The sequence below is a fragment of the Ancylomarina salipaludis genome (assembly GCF_004122035.1).
Lineage (GTDB): Bacteria > Bacteroidota > Bacteroidia > Bacteroidales > Marinifilaceae > Ancylomarina > Ancylomarina salipaludis.
On the sequence record NZ_SAXA01000006.1, the window covers coordinates 168,175 to 188,508 of the forward strand.

14 protein-coding genes are annotated in these 20,334 nt (G+C 35.5%); 2 read left to right on the forward strand and 12 right to left on the reverse strand.

Features of this window, described 5'->3' with window-relative positions; all coding sequences use genetic code 11:
* Position 1: 1 nt before the first annotated feature.
* From EO244_RS08430 to EO244_RS08475, 10 genes are all read right to left on the reverse strand, one after another.
* Complete coding sequence (locus tag EO244_RS08430) at positions 2-859, reverse strand: DUF4292 domain-containing protein (RefSeq protein WP_164977446.1); 858 nt, start codon at positions 857-859, stop codon at positions 2-4.
* A gap of 18 nt (positions 860-877) precedes the next feature.
* On the reverse strand, positions 878-2,620 hold the full coding sequence (locus EO244_RS08435; protein WP_129254228.1) for a tetratricopeptide repeat protein: 1,743 nt from the start codon (positions 2,618-2,620) through the stop codon (positions 878-880).
* Positions 2,621-2,713: 93 nt separating this feature from the next.
* Positions 2,714-3,712, reverse strand: a complete 999-nt coding sequence (locus tag EO244_RS08440; protein WP_129254229.1) for a sugar phosphate nucleotidyltransferase — start codon at positions 3,710-3,712, stop codon at positions 2,714-2,716.
* Positions 3,713-3,855: 143 nt separating this feature from the next.
* Positions 3,856-4,290, reverse strand: a complete 435-nt coding sequence (gene dut, locus EO244_RS08445; protein WP_129254230.1) for a dUTP diphosphatase — start codon at positions 4,288-4,290, stop codon at positions 3,856-3,858.
* Between the two features lie 83 nt (positions 4,291-4,373).
* On the reverse strand, positions 4,374-5,852 hold the full coding sequence (locus EO244_RS08450) for a lipopolysaccharide biosynthesis protein (RefSeq protein WP_129254231.1): 1,479 nt from the start codon (positions 5,850-5,852) through the stop codon (positions 4,374-4,376).
* 832 nt (positions 5,853-6,684) lie between these two features.
* Positions 6,685-9,069, reverse strand: a complete 2,385-nt coding sequence (locus EO244_RS08455; protein ID WP_164977447.1) for an ABC transporter permease — start codon at positions 9,067-9,069, stop codon at positions 6,685-6,687.
* A gap of 16 nt (positions 9,070-9,085) precedes the next feature.
* Positions 9,086-11,461 carry an ABC transporter permease gene (locus tag EO244_RS08460; protein WP_129254233.1) on the reverse strand — a complete coding sequence of 792 codons (2,376 nt, stop codon included), beginning with the start codon at positions 11,459-11,461 and terminating at the stop codon, positions 9,086-9,088.
* 44 nt (positions 11,462-11,505) lie between these two features.
* Complete coding sequence (locus EO244_RS08465) at positions 11,506-13,824, reverse strand: ABC transporter permease (RefSeq protein WP_129254234.1); 2,319 nt, start codon at positions 13,822-13,824, stop codon at positions 11,506-11,508.
* A 130-nt stretch (positions 13,825-13,954) separates the two neighbouring features.
* The gene (locus tag EO244_RS08470; RefSeq protein ID WP_129254235.1) at positions 13,955-14,650 is read right to left on the reverse strand and encodes an ABC transporter ATP-binding protein; all 696 of its coding nucleotides are present in this window, start codon (positions 14,648-14,650) and stop codon (positions 13,955-13,957) included.
* Positions 14,651-14,679: 29 nt separating this feature from the next.
* Positions 14,680-15,936 carry an efflux RND transporter periplasmic adaptor subunit gene (locus EO244_RS08475; protein WP_241687962.1) on the reverse strand — a complete coding sequence of 419 codons (1,257 nt, stop codon included), beginning with the start codon at positions 15,934-15,936 and terminating at the stop codon, positions 14,680-14,682.
* 246 nt (positions 15,937-16,182) lie between these two features.
* Between EO244_RS08475 and EO244_RS08480 the strand changes: the two genes are divergently transcribed.
* Positions 16,183-17,547, forward strand: coding sequence for a sigma-54-dependent transcriptional regulator (locus EO244_RS08480; RefSeq protein ID WP_129254236.1), 1,365 nt, complete (start codon positions 16,183-16,185; stop codon positions 17,545-17,547).
* A complete protein-coding gene (locus EO244_RS08485; RefSeq protein ID WP_129254237.1) occupies positions 17,537-18,892 on the forward strand; it encodes a sensor histidine kinase in 1,356 nt (451 codons plus the stop codon). The genes EO244_RS08480 and EO244_RS08485 overlap by 11 nt, the downstream gene beginning before the upstream one ends.
* Before the next feature lie 42 nt (positions 18,893-18,934).
* Here EO244_RS08485 and EO244_RS08490 read toward each other — a convergent pair whose 3' ends face one another.
* Entirely contained in the window at positions 18,935-19,303 is a 369-nt protein-coding gene (locus EO244_RS08490; protein ID WP_129254238.1) for a YccF domain-containing protein, read from the reverse strand.
* Positions 19,304-19,327: 24 nt separating this feature from the next.
* Positions 19,328-20,311, reverse strand: coding sequence for a DUF3187 family protein (locus tag EO244_RS08495; protein ID WP_129254239.1), 984 nt, complete (start codon positions 20,309-20,311; stop codon positions 19,328-19,330).
* Positions 20,312-20,334: the final 23 nt, after the last annotated feature.

Sequence of the window (20,334 nt, forward strand, 5' to 3'; positions counted from 1 at the left end):
TTTAGTCTGGATAGATTCTTTTAAATTTATTAGAGACCTTAAAAGGAAATTTAAGATCTTCATCAATTTCAAGCTTGTTATATTTTAATTTACAAGATAAGGATTGTATGGAATCCTTCACCTTAAAAACCAATTCACTTGGAAACTTTTGTTCTTCAAGTTTAACGAAATCACGATACTTTAAAACCATCTCCCTTTCTTCACCAAACTCTCGTACAATGACATCCGTAATTTTCATTAAGGAAGGGTCAATTTCAAATCGCTGGTAATTAAATCGATAAAGCCTTGAATATTTATCTTTTCTTAATTTCCGCTCAACCTTTGCAGCCTTATCGGATAAAAAAACATATTTATCACCAATGGCTTTGCCTTTAAAATTGCGAATAAAAGGACGTTGTCTTTCATAAAGATCACGTAACTGGAAAATTGAATTGGTTAGAATGCTTTGCAGTGTATAAAAATCAACATTCATATTCAGTTTCTCCGATAAAAAAAAGAAATCACTAGTCAGATATTCCTTCTTCAAACGATCGATAATCTTAACCGAATCAGGGGTGATATAAATACGAGCCACCTCTAAAATCCCGGTTGGCGCATTTATTTGCACCATGATGATACTGTCTTTTAAAATTTTAATTGAACCTTTGACATTTTGTGATTTGCCGTTTGATTCGTAGTGTGCTGAAAAACGCTTTACCCAAAGCGATTTGTATGACAGACTGCTATCCACAATCTGATTATATAACCTGTTATCGCTTATCCCATGAGCTCTTTTACGCCCAAGTTCATAAGTTGACTTACACGAGAATTGCAACAACAAGAGAAGCAAAAATGCACTGCCCAACAGGCAATTTTTCATTCGAAATATCTTCATAAACTATTCAGGAATCCCCCCTATTTTTATCTTTTCTAATAATTGCTTAGAACCTTCACCAAGCTTTTGGGCATTTTTCCACTCAGTCATTGCCGCTTTCTTATCACCTAAACGGTAAAGAATATCGCCATAGTGCTCGACAATAACAGCAGATTCCCGCCCTCCAAACTGAAGAGCTTTTTCCATGGCACGTTTGGCATCAGAAAACGAGCCTAATTTAAATAGAACCCATGCATGTGTGTCAAGATAGGTTGAATTTTCCTTTTCAATCTCAACACATTTTAAACTCATCTCTTTGGCTTTGTCCAATTTCTGATTAAGTACTGATAAATAATAGCTGTAGTTGTTTAAAACCACCACATTATCAGGATCAAAAAGCAGAACCTCATCATAGGCTTGAAATGCTTTCTCAGTATGACCAAGCTCGTATTGAGCATCTCCCAAATAGGTCAGAAACTGAATTCGCATGGGGATATTATCGCCTATATAATTAAAGCCTGTGGTTAGTGATTTGACTGCCGTTTCATAATCTTTCTTTTGTGCTGCAGCGACCCCATTAAAAATATACAACATCGGTTGAGTTGGAAAATATTTAATAGCCTCTGAGCTTTCGGACAACATGCTGTCAAAATCCAACAATTCATTATCAATAAACATTAACTCTTCCCAAATGACATAGTTAGTTTTCTCTTGGGCAAGAACTTTCCTTAGTAATTTTCGAGCACCTTCACTATCTTTCTGACGACGCAGGAAATCAGCATAAAGGGCATTTACATGAATATGTTCGGGATGAACTTTAATCAATAAATCCAACAATTCTTTCAGGGTCACATCAGAAACCTTATTCTCAGGATCAGCCATAATAACCCCCATCAAATACTGAATCTTCTTATCAGGATCTACCATATCACTGGCAAAAGCTTTTTTCAATGAATTCAGAGCCAGGTCATATTGTTTTTCTTTTCGATAATACTCAGCTAAATAAAAATGAACCAAGCCATTCTCAGGCGCAATTTCGACAATCTTTTTATACAATTCCAAAGCCTTCTCTCCGTCTCCATCTTGCAGATACATATCAGCAAGCAAACCATAATTCTCAATTTTAAACGGAAATTTTTTAATCAGCTTATTCAACTCATTGTAGGCATTTTTCCTTTTACCTAAACGAAGAAAAAGGGTCTGTTTATTTAGGCTTACTTGCTCAGTAACACCAATCTTTTTTTCAAGTTTCTGATATACCTCAAGAGCTTGTTCGAACTTTTCAACCGATGCATACAATTCAGCCTGAATGTAATAAAAATCATTACGCTTAGGGAATTGAGAAGCCAAATTATCATACACTTCACATGCCTGTTCAATCATCCCTTTGGACTTATAAATACCAGCCAACTGAACCTGATACCACATGTTTTTAGGCTGTAAAGCCACCGCCTCCCGAGCTAACTGAAGGGCTGAATTAAGATTCTCCTTACCCAAATAAATATTAGCCAATTCGTAACGGGCAACCGCACTCGTATTATCAAGTTTAAGACAAGTTGCAAACCATGAAATTGCTTTTTCGTATTCGCCCAAAACAAGAGATTTTTCGCCTTCATGAAATGCAAAATCGAATTCAAGACGTTTCTCTTCGGTCAATTCAGTCTTAGTCTTCTTTTTATCCGTCCCTTTCTTTTGACCCCAAGCGACTGAAGAACTTAAAATAAGTACCCCAGCAACAACATAAACTTTTAATTGTCTTCCCATCATTCTATTTGTATTTCAAAGCGATATAGTCCCTTATGCGCATCGATTCCGAAGCCTTTAAAATAAGCCCCAGAATCGATCCTATACCTTTATTTATTAACAGTTGGTGTAATCACCGACACTGTATTCTTTTGCTTCACCAACAACTTCAACAAAATTACCCAACATGGAATTTTTGATATTGCCACCCGCAATTTTGGTATTCGTTTGTACAATTGCATTCGAAACCAATGAATTCTCAACTAAAGAGTTGTCTCCCAATGAAACGTGAGGACCTACAACAGAATTCCTAATCACCACATTTTCTCCGATATAACAAGGAGGTATAATAACAGCATTCTCATTAATCAGGCTATCAGCTACCAGTTTATCATCTTTATGATATTCCAATATACGCTGATTTGTGTTAACGGTTGCATCTTTATTACCACAATCCATCCACTCAATCACCTGTCCGGGAACAAAACTCAGACCTTTATTCTTCATGTTTTCAAGAGCATCAGTCAACTGATATTCCCCATTAACCACAAGCTTATTATCTAAAAGATATTGCAACTCCGACTTAAGATTTGCACCATCTTTAAAATAGTAAATTCCAATAATTGCCAGGTCAGACACAAATTCCTGAGGCTTCTCTACAAAATCGGTAATCTTGTTGTTCTCATCCATCTTAATCACACCAAAAGCTGATGGATCTTCAACTTTTTGTACCCAAATAACAGAATCAGCCTGATTATCTAAAACAAAATCTGCCTTAAATAAGGTGTCAGCAAAAGCGACTACAACTTTGCCATCAAGTGAATCTGCAGCACAATGAATGGCATGAGCCGTTCCCAAAGCTTCCCTTTGATAATAGATGCTTGCCGACGCATTTAAATTGGCAGCAATCTCCTTTAGCTGATTCTCTACCTCAGAACCAAAATCACCAATAATATAAGCGATTTCGTCAATCTCCTCTCCTGAAACCTTTGCAATCTCTTCTAATAAACGTTGCACAATCGGTTTCCCTGCAATTGGAATTAATGGTTTTGGTACAGTTAAAGTATGTGGGCGCATACGCTTACCCATTCCGGCCATTGGAACAATAATCTTCATTTTATTCTTTAGTTTTTTATATTTTTCATATCAATTGCCAACCCCAAACCACACAAAACAAGGGGTATTTACAAGGCAATCTCAAAGTTACTGAATAAGTTTTAGTAAACTCAGTCTTTAATAATTATTAACGCTTAACCAATTTATTCTTTCCCGGTATGACCGAATCCACCCGCTGCTCTAACGGTTTCTTCCAGTTCCTCAACAGCTTCCCACTCAACAGTAGCGTGTGCTGCAACAACCATCTGGCAAATACGATCACCATCGTTAATCTCAACCATCGAGTTAGACAGGTTGGCTAAAATCACACGAATTTCACCGCGATAATCCGCATCAATTGTTCCGGGTGTATTTAAAACAGTAATCCCTTCCTTTAAAGCCATTCCGCTTCGTGGACGGATCTGTGCTTCGTATCCTGCTGGCAATTCAATAAACAAACCTGTCGGAATTAAAGTTCGTTCAAGTGGTTGCAACATCACCGTTTCGTTAATATTAGCACGCAAGTCCATGCCTGCTGATAAGGCAGTGCTATACTTGGGTAAATCGTGTTTCGATTTATTAATGATCTTAACCTTCATTTTTATATTTGTTACGTTTTTATTCGATTTCTATTCATACTCATTCCCCCAGGATGGTAAATCAAGAGTTTGAATGAGTCATCCTATTTATCCTTTTTCCGTCCAGGCAAGCTCCATAATTTCTCCTTCTGGAAAACGACCATTAAAAATAAAATAATTAATGGAGTTTTAGCTAACATTTTAAGCCAATGGTTTTCGAACTGAAGAAAGCTGCTGAAAAAATAAAGCAACATGCCTAAACCAAAATAAGTCGCAATACGTTTTAAGTTATACGGAATTGGGTAATATTTTTGTCCCAAAATATAACTTGTAATTGTCATTAAAACGGAACATATCAGAATTGCAGTTGCCGCACCATAATAGCCAATTTTGGGAACTAGAATAATATTCAACACAAGTGTAATTGCAGCACCACCAAGGGCTATATAAGCCCCATATCGGGTTTTATCAGTAAGCTTGTACCAAAGCGACAATGAAAAGAAGATGCCAAGGAATAAATTCGCCAACAGAACGATAGGTACAATATCCAAGCCATCGTGAAACTTAGGTCCGATAAGTATCTTTACCATATCCAGATAAAACATGACGCCTAAAAAGATCAACAAACCAAAAATCACAAAATATTTCAAAATATCGGCATAAAGTTGCTTACTACTCTCATCTTTGCTTTGCGAAAAGAAGAACGGTTCAAAAGCAAAGCGAAAAGCTTGAATAAAAAGCGTCATGATGACAGCCAACTTAAAATTTGCGCCATATATTCCTGTCTGTGCCAAAGCCTCACTAGCGTCAGAAATTAATTTTGGCATCAGCATTTTATCCACATTCAAATTGATTTGTGCTGCAATACTAACAACCAAAATAGGAGAAGCATATTTAAGAACTTTACGAAGCAAAGTCATATCAAACTGCCATTTCACCTTAACCAAATCCGGTAGTAGCAAAATCAAATTAAAAAGACTTGCAGCGAACATCGCGATAAAAATATAGCCAATTCCAATCTCCGGATTCCAAATACGGGTCACACCCCATTCGGGAAACCAACTATTTAGTTTAGGGCAAAGCACCAGAAAGAACAAATTCAAGCCTAAATTAATCCCAATATTACTCAGTTTTATGAATGCATAGCGCAAAGGTCTGTTCTCTTGACGAAGCTTAGCAAAAGGTAATGACGTGATGGCATCAAAAGCTAATGTGAGCGACAACAAAATGATATAAATTGAATGATCGCCTACATTCAAAAACGAAGAAATGGGATCGAGAAATAAGAATATCCCTAACAAAAACAAAAGACTTGTTGAAGTTACGGACAAGAATGTCGTAGAAAAAACGGTTGACTTGCAATCGCCATCATTGGCATAACGAAAAAAACCGGTCTCTAATCCGTAGGTCAAAATAACCAAAGCCATAGCAACATAAGCCATCAGATTGGTGACAATTCCATATTCCGATTCAACAAATATATTGGTATAAAGTGGCACTAAAAGCCAATTTAGCAATCGGCCAAGAATAGAGCTCACACCATAAATGGCTGTTTCACCAGCAAGTTTTTTTAATGGATTCAAAATTTCGTTTATTGGAGTTAAAATCTTCTTTTAGGCTAAGCGTAAATCGTCATTCTATTTAAAACAAAATACTGTAACAGATTGAGTTTATATGCACACCGATAAGAAGACAAATATAACGAAATTTAGGTTTTAAGCCCTCGGATTTTCTGATTTGGATAAATGAAAGTCTACAGCACTGTTCATGCAGAATGTCTAAACATATTTTCTGAAGTGCTACATCAAAAAACTTGAATTTTGTTTGCAGGAGCAATCAAAATATAAATGAAACAATTGCTCCACGTGGAGCAATTCACAAAAAATAACAGATAAGAAGCTCTTTATTTAAACTGAATATAAATAGAGTCACAACAAACGTTTCCGAGAACATTCTAAAACGTTTGCACTCATATCTGCCTGAAAATCACTTTCAAAAACCATTTTTAATGCTCACCTTTGTGGCGTACGCGTTTAAGGAACGTTTATGTTAGTGTTTGTTGTTTAAGTATTTTGTGAGCATCCCGATTGGCATTTCCAGTCGGGATGTTTCATTTTAAAACAGTACGATAAAAACAAAATTTGCCTGAATTTAAAGTACAAGAATCTTTAATTCCTATACGTAAACCTATAAGCCCAATGGGTAAAATCGATTCCCCGAAGGTAAAATAGACATATTTGAGGGGAGAATTCTCAGAATAGATCGTAAAATTGATTCCCTAGAGATAAAATCGATCTATTCGTTCGGAAAAATGATAAAACCAACCGTTGAATCAATTAATTGATGGGTAGATTCACCTCCTACTCCTCAGGATGGTTAAATTCTCTGGTTTATCGTCCACCTTATTACTCGAAATCATTCATACCTCAAGCTTTCCACCGGATTCCGTGTTGCCGCTCGCCACGACTGAAACGAGACAGTTAGCAATGCTATTCCCATTGCGATGAGTCCGGATAAGACAAAGATCCACCATGAAAGTTCTGTTTTATAAGCAAAGTTTTCGAGCCATTTGTCCATAGCGTACCAAGCTAATGGACAAGAGATTATAAAGGCAATAAATACCCACCATCCAAAATCTCTGTTCAGCATTGTTATAATCTCGTGCGTTTGGGCTCCATTTACCTTTCTGATGCCTATTTCTTTGGTTCTTTGTTCGGAGATAAAATAAGAAAGTGCGCTAATCCCGATGATTCCGATAAGAATTCCAAGAATTGAAAAACTCATCAATATCTTTCTCAAAATATTCTCTGATTGATATTGTTGTGCAATTTTGTCATCCATAAAGAAATATTCCAGTTTCTCTTTTGGATAGTGTTTACTCCACTCATCCTGTATGCACTTCATTCCTGTTTTGATATTTTGGGGAGAGATCCGGACATGAATAAAACGGGCATTATATCTTGATTCTCCTAATAAAAAGATATAGTCACCTATTGGATTATGTGCCGAACTGTAATTAAAATCATCTACTACGCCTATAATATCAACACGACGCTGATCTGCTTCCAATGGTATATCTGATCTGTATGAATTCAGGTTCTCAAGAGTTTTATGTTTATCTATTAACCTCTTGTACAAATGATTGTTGATAACCATCCCTTCAATTGTGTCCCTTGATGGATTAACAAAATTATGAACAAAATGAATGCCCATGGTTTTAAAAAAATCATAATCAGCAAATGACATTTCGGCATTGCCTTCAATTCCAAATCCATCCAAAGAAAAAGTTTGAGTTGGATATCCAAAATATTGTCTGGTGAAACCAATCGATTCAATCTGCGATTTCTTTCTTAACTCGTTGGCAAATATATTAGGATCCTTTGAGAAATCTTTTAATCGTAAAACAACAATATTGTGGGTATTAAATCCAAGAGGCTTATCCAATAAATAATCTATTTGTTTATTGACCAGCAGTGTGGCCGAAATAAGAACAATAACGATCGTTATCTGAAAAATCATTAATGGCTGTAAAAGACGCTTCCCTGTTAGTGACCTTAAACCTTTTATTGTTTCACTGGTCGAATTGTTTTTTAAGATGAAAAAACGTACAAATAAAACAGAGATTAAACCGCTAAATAAAAGGATAATCAAAATGGACCAATAAATTATTGATTCGTCATAGAAAATATCAAACTGAATTTCGTAAAACTGATTGATGAAGGGTTTTATCAATTCAATTCCCAACAAAGAAATAACAATGGAAACAGAACAAAGAAGCAATACTTCAAGAAATACCTGATATAATAAGTGTTTTTTATGAGCACCAATGGAGGATTTTAACCCAAATTCTTTTGACCTTTTAAACAGGTTTACTGTAATTAAGCTGACAAAATTAATCAGGGAAACCAGTAAAATAACAAAGGCGATAATCGTGAATAAATTGATGTTTATTTTAGTACGACTCTCTTTTAATTCAAACCTACAGTCCGATTTTAAATGAATATCGGAGAGACTTAAAAGATTGAATTTATAGTCCTTAGGCCCTCGTGTTTGTCTAAGACTCGAATTATTAAAATGTGTAAGAATCTTATCAGTAATAATGGTGGGAGAAACACCCTGTTTCAATTTGAGATAGTTGTAAACCCACTGAATTTTTCTAGTTCCCAAAGAAGCATATCGTTCGCCAAGAGATCCTTTTTGAGAAAGAAGAATCTCATAATTTATGTGCGTCTTTAGAGGTGTATTTCTAATGATTCCGACAATCTCATATCGTCCAGCCCCTTTTTCTAATTGTAAGCTTTCAATTTCAAGATATTGACCAATTGGGTTTTCACTTTTAAAGTATTTTTTTGCAAATCTTTCAGAAATAAAAGCCACATTGGGTTTTACAATTTCAGATAAGTCCCCAAGCAGACTTTCAACACAAAAAATGCTCATGAAATTTGTATCAACAGATAAAACATCATTTTGAGATACCGATTGGTCATGTATTTTAATTGTTTCAAGCTTTGAATGCGAAAACTGTGTTGCATTCTCAACTTCAGGAAATTGCATTGCAGCTTCTTTAATAAAACCTAAACTCCTTGCCCACGCATCATCAATGTGTGATGGTGATGAAATAACCCTGTAGATCTGTTCATAGTCTTTGATATCCCTATCATAGCTTCGTTCATTTTGAACATGAATAAACAAGACAAAAAAGGATGCTATACCAAAGCTAAGCCCCAAAATATTCGTCACAGAAAAGACGCGATTCTTAATCAGACGTAGAACGGATAATTTTAGATGATACCAAAGCATAATGCAGGTTTTAGAATTATTCATACCGCAAACTCTCCACAGGATTCCTTGTAGCCGCTCGCCACGACTGAAACGAGACCGTTAGCAATGCTATTCCCATTGCGATGAGTCCGGATAAGACAAAGATCCACCAGCTGAGTTCTGTTTTATAGGCAAAGTTTTCGAGCCATTTGTGCATGGCATACCAAGCTATAGGGCAAGCAAAAACAAAGGAGAAAATAACCCATTTCGCGAAATCGCAATTAAGCATTCTAAGGATCTCAATAGTTTTCGCACCATTTACTTTTCGGATACCAATTTCTTTCCTTTTTAAAAATATGGCATTTAACACCATCCCCAATAACCCCATAACTGACAATATTATAGCAAAAAATGAAAATGCAGTAAGCAATTTAACTTGCTGCTGTTCCTTTTTATAGAATTCACTAATTTGTTCTTTTAGAGTATAAATATTGACAATGACATCGGGTGATAGCTTGCTGAAAAATTCACCTGCTTTTTTTCGTATTTCATCATTGTTAAGTCCAGAAGTTTTAATGGCAAACAAGTTCATCTTTTGAGGATCTTGCTGAAGGATGACCATAGGCTGAATCTGAGAATGAAAAGAATGACCACTGAAATCCTTGACAATCCCACGCACATTAAACCCATTAAATAATTCGCCTACTTTAAGCTTGTATTTCTTTGCTGCAGACTCATTAAATATTACCTCATTCTCATCATTTTGATCCGGGTGAAAATCTCCAAAATCAAATCCATCAAGAAATTGAACTCCAAGAAGCCCTAGCATTCCTTTTCCCATAAACAAGCCATCAAATCGAACCTTATGATTTTCATACATCAAGGTAACTGGCATATTTAGATTTACCGGAGGAATCAAAGATGAGCCTGCTGTACATATAACACCTGGTATTTTTTCCACTTCGTTGGTGATTAACTGATATTGCTTGCTTAATTCAAGAGAGTTGAATTCACAAATAATAACATTTTCGGTTTCAATGTTCTTGGAACTTGTTTGAGCATAATGCAATTGTTTCTTTATTATTAAAACACCGGTAACAAGAATAATAAAAATGGCAAAATGTATACTTAAGACGGAATTAGTCCAACCTTTACCTTTCAGCGATTTCAATTTGATACCCTTAATCAGATCCACTGAAGATCGGCTAGTAATAGTCAAGCCGATTACAATACCGGAAATTGACCCTGTTACAATCACAACCAAAAATAACACCACCCATGATTGCCATATCATAAAAACCTCAATCCCTAATGTGCGTTCAAGCGTATTATTTATAAAAGGAAATCCCCAGAGAACGACCAATGAAGCTGGAAATAAACTAAGAAATGAAAGCATATTTGATTCCAGCAAAACTTGTTTAAGAATGGATTTAGTTGAAGCCCCCATAGCTTTCTGAACCCCAAAATCTTTCAGGCGGTTTTCCATTTTTGCTTTTGTCAGAAACACGTAATTCACAACCGCAATCAGAAGAATAAATAAGGAAATCACAAGTAGATATTTTAATTGTGTAGCATTCCCTGTTCGACTTTCAGTTATTTCATATAATGCTGATGAATGAAGATAGATATCAGTAACAATTTGCAAATCATAATCCTGATCCCTTCGCTTTTCATCGACAGTTTTGTTTTTATATGCTTGCATATGTCGCAAGACATTTTGAGGATCTGCATTTTTATTCAAAAGAAGATAAGTCTCAAATAAAAAATGGTCCCAATCTTTAAAGACCTCTGAGGCTTTTCCGAAATGTCCCAGATACCTTTGGTGACGGCCGAGAGACTCTCTTATCAAATCAAGATTACAAATGAAATTAGGATATAATCGGGAATTTTGAGGGAAGTCTTCATACACACCGCAAACCCTTAGGGATAAAAATCGATTGTTGATCTTCACCTGGAGTATCTGATTAATGGGATTTTCCTTATTAAAATATCTGTTTGCTGTTGAAGCAGAAATACATATTTCTCTTTCGGATCGTGACGAGTTTCCTTGAAGTATCTTGATACCTAAACAAGTAAAGAGAGACGTGTCAGCGTAAGCGAATCGTTTATCTCTCACTAAATCGTGATGGGAATTTTTTAATTCCACATCCGAATCTTGATAATACCTGAAATAATTATCGACAAGTGGTATTTCCTCTTTAATTGTACTACCTAATGGATAAGAGGTTAGATATACTGGTCCACGTAAAACTCGATACAAATTCTCTTTTTGGGGAATAAAACTATCAAAGGAGTTTTCATGAATATAAAGTAAACTCAATAGAAAAACGCAACCCAAACCAATACCCAATCCAAGTATACTAATTAACGATTGGGTTTTATTTTTTAGAATGCTTCTAAAAGAAATTTTTACACTATGCGGAATTTTCATCTATATAATATTTGTTAATCGTTAACAATCTTCAAAATTCTCACTTACTCATACCTTAAACTCTCTACTGGATTCCTTGTTGCCGCCCGCCACGATTGAAACGAGACCGTTAGCATTGCAATTCCCATAGCAATAAGTCCCGCTAAGGCGAATATCCACCAGCTGAGTTCTGTTTTATAAGCGAAATTTTGCAACCATTTATTCATAGCATACCATGCAATTGGGCAGGCAAGTACGAAAGCAATAATAACCCATAAAGAGAAATCTCGATTTAACAATTTTAGTATCTCTGAAGTTTTTGCACCATTTACCTTACGAATACCAATTTCTTTTTGTTTTTGCTGCACATAATACAATGACATTGCAAATAGCCCCATCACAGAAATAATTACGGTAAGCATCGCAAAATACTTTACAATTTTTCCTGTTTTTTCTTCTTTCGCATACCAATCTCGAACCACCTCATCAAAGAAATCGATTCTTAAAGGTATGCCATTAGTAAAATCACTGTGTGCCTTTTTTATTTTTTGAATCGTTTCGTAGTTATTCCCAGATTTCAATTTAACCACAAAAGTCCAGGCATCACGATTCGGGTTAAGAATATGAAAATAGGCTGGTCCTAACTGACTTTTTAAATTTCTGAAATGAAAATCCTTTACGATACCATAAACAGGATATTCCTTATTATAAAGCTTAAAAGTTGTTGGGTTTTCAGGAAGTTCCAATGCTTTAACGGCAGCCTCATTTAACCAACACATATTTTGAGAGAAGGCTACCCCTGTTTTTTTTACAGGTATATTCAATAATTTAAAGAAGTTCGTATCAACAACGAAATGTTGAAAGCTCAACTCTTTATCTTTATATGTAAAGCAATTATTGTTTCCACCATCAAGGGGAGTTCCACAACTTAAACTAACATCTTCTACGCCTGGTATCTTTTCAAGAATTTCTTCAAGTACCCGCTGTTTTTTATTGGAAACCTCATATTCAAAACAAAGCATATTTTCCTGCTCAAAACCAAGTTTATAATTCCGAAGGAAATTAGTCTGCTTACTGATAAAAAAAGCACTTGTAATCAAAACTATAATAATCAGATACTGAAAACATATCATGATTTTAGAATAGATATTTTTTTCCTTCATCTTAGATTCACCTTTTACAACCTCAATGGGATTGAATTTGGTGATTTTAAGCGCAGGAATAATTCCAGAAATGATACCAATCAACAACATGAAAACAATGGCAAAAAACAGGTTACTCATTGTAAATTCATCAAGTAAATCTATTCTAGTATCCAACAGATAATTAAAAACTGGTACCATCTGAAAACTTAAAACCAGAGCAATGATAAGTGAGATGAAACTTAAAAGTATTGACTCAGATAAACTTTGTAATAACAAACCTGCTTTTTTAGCACCTATCAATTTCTTGATTGCTATTTCTTTATTTCGAAACGAGGATTGTGCTACCGTTAGATTCACATAATTAATAATAGAAAGCACTAAGATCAAGAATACAATACCTGACAAAATTAGAACAAAACGCTTGCTCTTATTCTTTGAGTTACTGGAATAGGAAGTACTAAAATACGAATCAACAATAGGTTCTAGTTCAACAGACTTTGCATATTCTTTCTTAAACATCCAATTAACCTCTTTAAATAGTTTTAATATCTCAGGAGTTTTCGATTGAAAATTGGTATTGCCTTTAGTTAACACATACAAACCATATGAATTACTATTATACGAGTCCAAAAAATCGCTCATCCCAAAGACTTTACCCAGGCTTGGAAAATTAGCCAGCAAATCAAATTTATTAAAATGAGAATTATCAGGCACATCTTCCATGATACCCGTAATTTCAAAATTAATGTTATCATTAATTGTGAGGGTAAGTCCTAATTCCGGAAGTTTTCCGAACAGTTTGTAAGCAAATGATTTCGTTATAACAACAGTATTTTCTCTAGTCAAAGCCGTTTTCTTGTCTCCTTCAAGCATCTTGTACGTGAAAATGTTGAGAAAGGATGAATCAGCAAACAATATTTGCGACTTCAACTTCTGAGTTTCAGGTGCACTGGCATACATTTCCAAATAACGGGTTCGGGTAAAATTTTCCACCTCTGGAAATTTTTGCATCAGCAAAGGACCCGATGGTGGTGCAAAATCAGATTCATCTCCATGTGTCAAACGAAAAATTCTTTCCTTATTAACATGAAATTGATCAGCTGAATATTCATTTTTGATGTAAATACTCAACAAAAGAATAAACATTAAGGAAATGGAGAAACCAAAAATAGTAATGCTGCTATAAAGTTTGTTTCTCAAAAGATGTTGAACAAAAGTCTTCAGGTTTTTATATATCATGATTTAAACTCTTAGTAAATGGCTTTTAAAATTCATATTCTATTGATAATATGAGCTATTCATATCTCAAACTCTCCACAGGGTTCCTCGTTACTACTCAATAGAACTAAGAAAATTGATATAAACGCACTTATAATTGAGAATATTCCTCAACCAAAACCTCCTCTGTAACAACTTTCCCATCAAACAGATTGATGATTCTATGAGCATATCCCGCATCTTTTAAAGAGTGAGTTACCATGATAATGGTTGTACCTTCGCGATTCAATTCGGTTAATAATTCCATAACTTCCTGACCATTTTTAGAATCCAAATTACCAGTTGGCTCATCGGCTAGAATTAAACCTGGGTTGGATACTAAAGCACGGGCAATCGCTACACGCTGTTGCTGTCCACCGGAAAGCTGTTGAGGGTAATGTTGCGATCGATGGCTCATATTCATCCGATCAAGCACCTTGCTTACCATCTCTTTGCGCTTCTTGCTACTAAATCCCTGATAAACCAAAGGCATTTCAACATTTTCAAAAACATTCAGTTCGTCAATTAAGTTGAAACTCTGAAACACAAAACCAATATTACCTTTACGCAAATCGGTGCGCTGGCCTTCCTTTAGTCCGGCAACCGGCTTATCACCAAAGGTATATTGCCCTTCAGAAGGATTATCCAATAAACCTAAGATGTTTAATAAGGTTGACTTGCCACAACCTGAAGGTCCCATAATGGCTACAAATTCGCCGCTCTTTATTTTCAAGTTGATATCATTCAGAGCTAAAGTCTCTATTTCACTTGTTCGAAATACCTTCGATAAATTTTTAATTGTTATCATATCTTTCGTTTTTATTTGTTTATCTAATTCTATTTGAATTCGATTCGATCGTTATCCCCAAAATTATCATAATTATTTGTAATCACTTTCTCACCAGCATCAAGTCCTTCTAAAACTTCAAAATATTGCGAATTTTGTCTGCCAATTTTAATATTTCGCTTTGTGGCGAAATCGCCCGATTCATCCAGAACGAATACCCATTGGCCTCCGGTACTCTGAAAAAATCCACCACGGGGTAACAAAAGTGCATCAACAGGTTGTCCCAATTCAAGTTTGATGTGATAAGTCTGACCTGTTCGAAGCTTTTCAGGCGATTCTCCATCAAAAATAAGATCAACCTTAAATCGTCCGTCCCTAACCTCAGGGTAAACTTTTTTAGTCACCTGATGATACGATTTATCATTACGCGTAAAGGATCCGGAAAGACCTCTTCGAACTCGATCGATATAATGTTCATCGACTTCAGCTACGATCTTAAAATCGTTTAAAATATGCAGTTGACCTATGCGCTGACCCCGGTTGATTGATTGACCAATTTCAACTTCCAGACTACCCAATTGACCATCAGCAGGGGCTTTTATATTGAGATTTTCCAATCGTTGACGAACCATTTCCAGATTCTGTTGCATATTCTTTAAACTACTGTTCATTTGTAATTTCTGATTTTCACGAAAAATAGAATCCTGAACCATACGCTGATATCTCAAGTCCCTGTCACGACGTGAGAACTCATAATTTTCCTTCGAAATCAAATAATCTTCTTTCGATATAAATCCCTTTTCATACAGCTTTAAATTCTGTTCGTAACGACGCTTTAACCTGATAATATCGGTATCAATACTTAGCAGCTGTTGCAGGTTATTAATCTTCTGTTGCTCCATACTGATCAAGGTATTTCGCAACTCGTTCGATTGGTATGCTAATGAAGATTCAGTATTCAGAATTTGTAATTTTAAATCATTATTAACCAACTTGACAATCACATCTCCCTTTTTCACAGTCTCACCCTCATCTATCAATTTCTCAACAACCTTACCCCCTTCTTCCAAATCAAGATAAATAGTTGTCTTAGGCTCAACCATACCAATTATCGAAATATAATCTTTAAAACTACCTGAGGTAACTTCAGCAATATTGAGTTTATCTTCGTCAGCTCGGAAAGTAGAAGACTGAGCTCCAAAGATCATCTTCATAGACAGTCCAAAAACTAAAATAATAGCAATAACGATATAAATATGTTTGGCTTTTAAGCCTTTCTTTTTTTCAATTTTTCTATCCATCGACATACAAAATCCTTTTTTTAATTAATCAATTTTAAAATATTATTGATTTACAAATTCAGACTCGTTTATTACTAAACCTATGCCATGTTTTATAAACAGCATATAACTAGCATTTTATGAATTACAGTTCAATATCTTGTGTCAAAATATTAGACAAGGGGTGTCTAATTGTTTGAAAAGCTTTCTACTTTAGATAAAAATTTGCCCAATGTTCCCATTGACCAATTCAAATTTTATAGCAGTATCCAAATGAAAGAAGCCAAAATTTTAATCGTGGATGACAATAAAAGCATCCTTTCAGCCCTAGAATTGTTATTAAGCAATAACTGCAAAAAGGTGAAATGTATATCCAACCCCAATGCGTTACTATCTGATTTGAAAATGGACAACTACGACGTTGTACTTTTGGATATGAATTTTAAAGCCGGAATCAATACGGGGAATGAGGGCATCTATTGGTTGAATCAGATCATGGAATACAATTCAGGCATCAGTGTGGTGATGATTACCGCATATGGCGATGTGGAATTGGCTGTAAAAGCTGTTCGGTCAGGTGCAGTCGATTTTGTTTTAAAACCATGGGAGAATGAAAAAATGTTAGCCACTATTGAAATGGCTTGGAAATTAAGCCACTCAAGAAAAGAGGTCAAAAAACTCAGGTTAAAAGAACACGAACTGATTGCTGAAATCAACCGTAAAAAGAATCATCTAATCGGCTCATCTACGCAGTGGAAGAAAGTGATGGATTTAGTACGAAAAGTTGCTGTTACTCATGCTAATATCCTTATCACAGGAGAAAATGGAACAGGGAAAGAACTGATTGCCAGAGAAATTCATCGCCTGTCGAATCGATGTCAAAATGTAATGGTAACCGTAGATATGGGTTCCATTGCTGAATCGCTTTTCGAAAGTGAACTGTTTGGGCATAAAAAAGGGGCCTTTACCGATGCCCATGATGATAGAATGGGCAAAATTGAAACGGCAAATAAGGGAACTCTTTTTCTCGACGAGATCGGAAATTTATCTCTGCCTATGCAAGCCAAATTATTATCGGTACTGCAAAACAGATCCCTAACCCGACTTGGAGAGAACACGCCCATCGATATTAATTTGCGTTTGGTTTGTGCAACCAATTGCAAGTTGCAACAAATGGTGAGCCAAGGTACATTTCGCGAAGATTTACTTTATCGAATGAATACCATCCAAATTGAATTACCTCCTCTTCGCGATCGCAAATCGGACATTCCTGAATTGGTTGATTTTTTTATCAAACTGTATAGCGAAAAATATAACAAGAAAGGCCTAAAAGTTTCGGGTACTGCAATTGAAAAACTACAAAACTATACCTGGCCTGGTAATGTTAGAGAATTGCAGCATGCTATAGAAAAAGCAGTTATTCTCAGCAACAACTATAAAATAGGAGCAGAAGATTTCTCCTTTAAAGCTGATGAATTTTCAAAAGCTGAAGCCTTTGGAGGAACGCTTGAAGACATGGAAAAACAATTGATTGAGTCAGCAATAGAAAAACAGATGGGTAATCTTAGTGCCGTTTCGACACAATTGGGAATATCGCGTCAAACCTTATACAACAAAATCAAACGATATGGCCTATAGACACTACAATACAGCTTTAATTTTAAGGTTGATTAGTTTAATTGTAATTGCCATATTGATGGGTTATACATTTTCGAAACAAAGCTATTTCAGTTTTGGAATATGCTCAATTTTACAGGTTTTTCAAACTTGGGAATTTGTTCGATTTTTGAATAAAACCCACAAACAAATGGACTACTTTATTCAGTCCATTAAAAATAAGGATACCACTTTGCACTTCCCAAAAAAATCAGGCAATGGCATCATTGATGAATTAAATCAGAGTTTAAATGAACTCAATCGTATTATTCAAGAAGTTCAAATGCAAAGTAAAATTAAAGAAACTTACTTTGCTGAGATTCTTCAAAATATTGCCACAGGTGTTGTCGTCATCAGAGAAGATGGTTTTGTTACCGATGTCAATTCTTCAGCATTGGATTTAATCGGTTTAGAAACGTTCACTCATATCAAACAACTGAATCGCATCGATTCAAAATTCGCTATTGATCTGTCGAACCTTAAAAACAGACAACGAAAAGTTCTGAATTTGGTTTCGAATAAAGAACGTATTCAGGTGATGAGCAGATGCTCACTTATACGACTCGAAAATGAAAATGTGAAACTGATAACCCTTCAAGATATTCGAGGCGAACTTGAACGTAAAGAAATTGATGCCTGGGTTAAACTCATTCGGGTTTTAAGTCACGAAATTATGAACTCTCTCGCACCTATTACTTCAATTTCACAATCCTTAATGAGGCTCTGGAAAGAAAAACTGGAATTAAAACCCATAGATCAGCAGGATATTGATGTAAGCAAAACCCTTGACGGATTATCTGTAATTACCCAAACAAATGAAGCCTTAATTCGTTTTGTTCAGTCCTACCGGATTTTATCAAAGGCTCCCGTTCCCCAACTCAGAAGCATTAAAACGCAAAGTTTCTTTGACCGTTTGAACATTCTATTATCCCCTATAAAAGAAAGTTTCAGGGGGCAGCTAAAACTTCAATCCCCAAACCAAAACTTTAGCTTCACCGCTGATGAACAAATGATGGTTCAGGTGATTATCAATCTGGTTAAAAATGCCTCAGAAGCCTTTAACGGCCAAACCAATGAGCACGACTGCAAGCCGGAAATTAGTGTGAGTGCCGGTAAAAAAGGAACAATTACAGAAATAAAAGTTGCAGACAATGGTCCGGGTATTCCCGATGAAATCCAGGATGAAATCTTCATCCCCTTTTTTACAACCAAAGAAAGTGGTTCCGGCATCGGCTTAAGCTATTCTCGACAAATAATCCGGGCACATGGTGGCAGTCTCCTTTGTCAATCAAAGGCAGGGGAAACAGTCTTTACAGTAAGATGGTAATGTCTATTTGAAATACAAACCAATCTACTCGTAAGATTTAACTTATTTCAAAGATTTTCCAAAAGGGGTAAGAGCAAAGCCTGCAAGTTTGATATGCTGAGCAGCAAATGGAATTCCAATAATAGTTATCGCAAACAAAACTGCAAACAAAAGATGGGTTATAGCAATCCAAAAACCTCCGAAAATCAACCAAAAGATATTTAAGAAGATACTTAAACACCCCCCTGAGCTCTCGTTAGGGACAACCTTTTGTCCAAAAGGAGCCAAACCTAGCACCGATAGTTGAATCGCTTTTAAACCGAAAGGAATGCCCACAATGGTGCAGCACAACAAAACACCTGCAATAATATATTCAAGAAAGATAAAAATACCTCCAAATACAATCCATATAATATTTCCAATAATACTCATATGCTTTAGCTTAAAAGTTGTTTATTAAAATGTGAAATTCATCCCCATGTGAAATACAAAATCAGGTGAATTATTGATTTTTACATCCTCAGAAAAACCAGCTGTTAAGATAAGCTTTTTGCTCAAAATAAAATCAGATCCCAAAACAAATTGTAAACCATAACCACTCAACTCCTGAGTCGTAGAATTCTTGTAAATTCGAGAGTGATAATCAAATTGCATCTTGGGTGCAAACCATTTATTAGCACGTACAGCCAAACCCAATGAACCAAACACAACATTATGAGTTTGGATGTCTTCAAGTAAGGACCCATTACCAATATTAAGATAACCTAAAGAATAGAAAAAATAAGCTGGTCGTTCACCTATTCCTTTGGTTTGTCCTGAAAGTTGAAACGAGAAGTCAAAGGTTCCACTACCAATCAAATTTTCCTTTTTGCCCGTGTTAAACTTTAAGTTGGTTCTAAAAGCCAAACTATGTCGCTTCCCTTTAACAAGTTGATAAGCCAAACGTAAACTCACATCACCAACACCAAAACTATCTTCGTATATATTAAAATAGGAATTATCATCCTGAATATACGCATACCAAATTTCATCTTGAGGCACGCCAGCTCTTGCCCCACCGGATAGTCCTAAAAAACGGTGAAACCCATCAATACTCGAATCCATAAATCCGCAAGAATGCTTAACAACCGGAATATTCAGTCCAATCTCAATATTTTCAGAAAGGCCATATCGTAAATCGAAATCCAAACGAAACATTTCTCCATCAAAATAGACTATTTCATTAGGGGTTTGTGCATTAGTACTGTTGCTTGCCAGGTTAACTGTAGAAATTAATTGAAATTTATTTTTAGCAGTTACCAAACCACTTTCAGCATGAGGTAAACCAAAAGAATGAATGAGTGGACTTTGATTGTGAGATACAAAGGGGCGTACATCACTTTGAGCTAGTACAAAAAGACTATTTAAGCAAAAAAACAGAAGGCAAAACCATCGAGCCATAAGTCATTTCAATTTTTTTAATG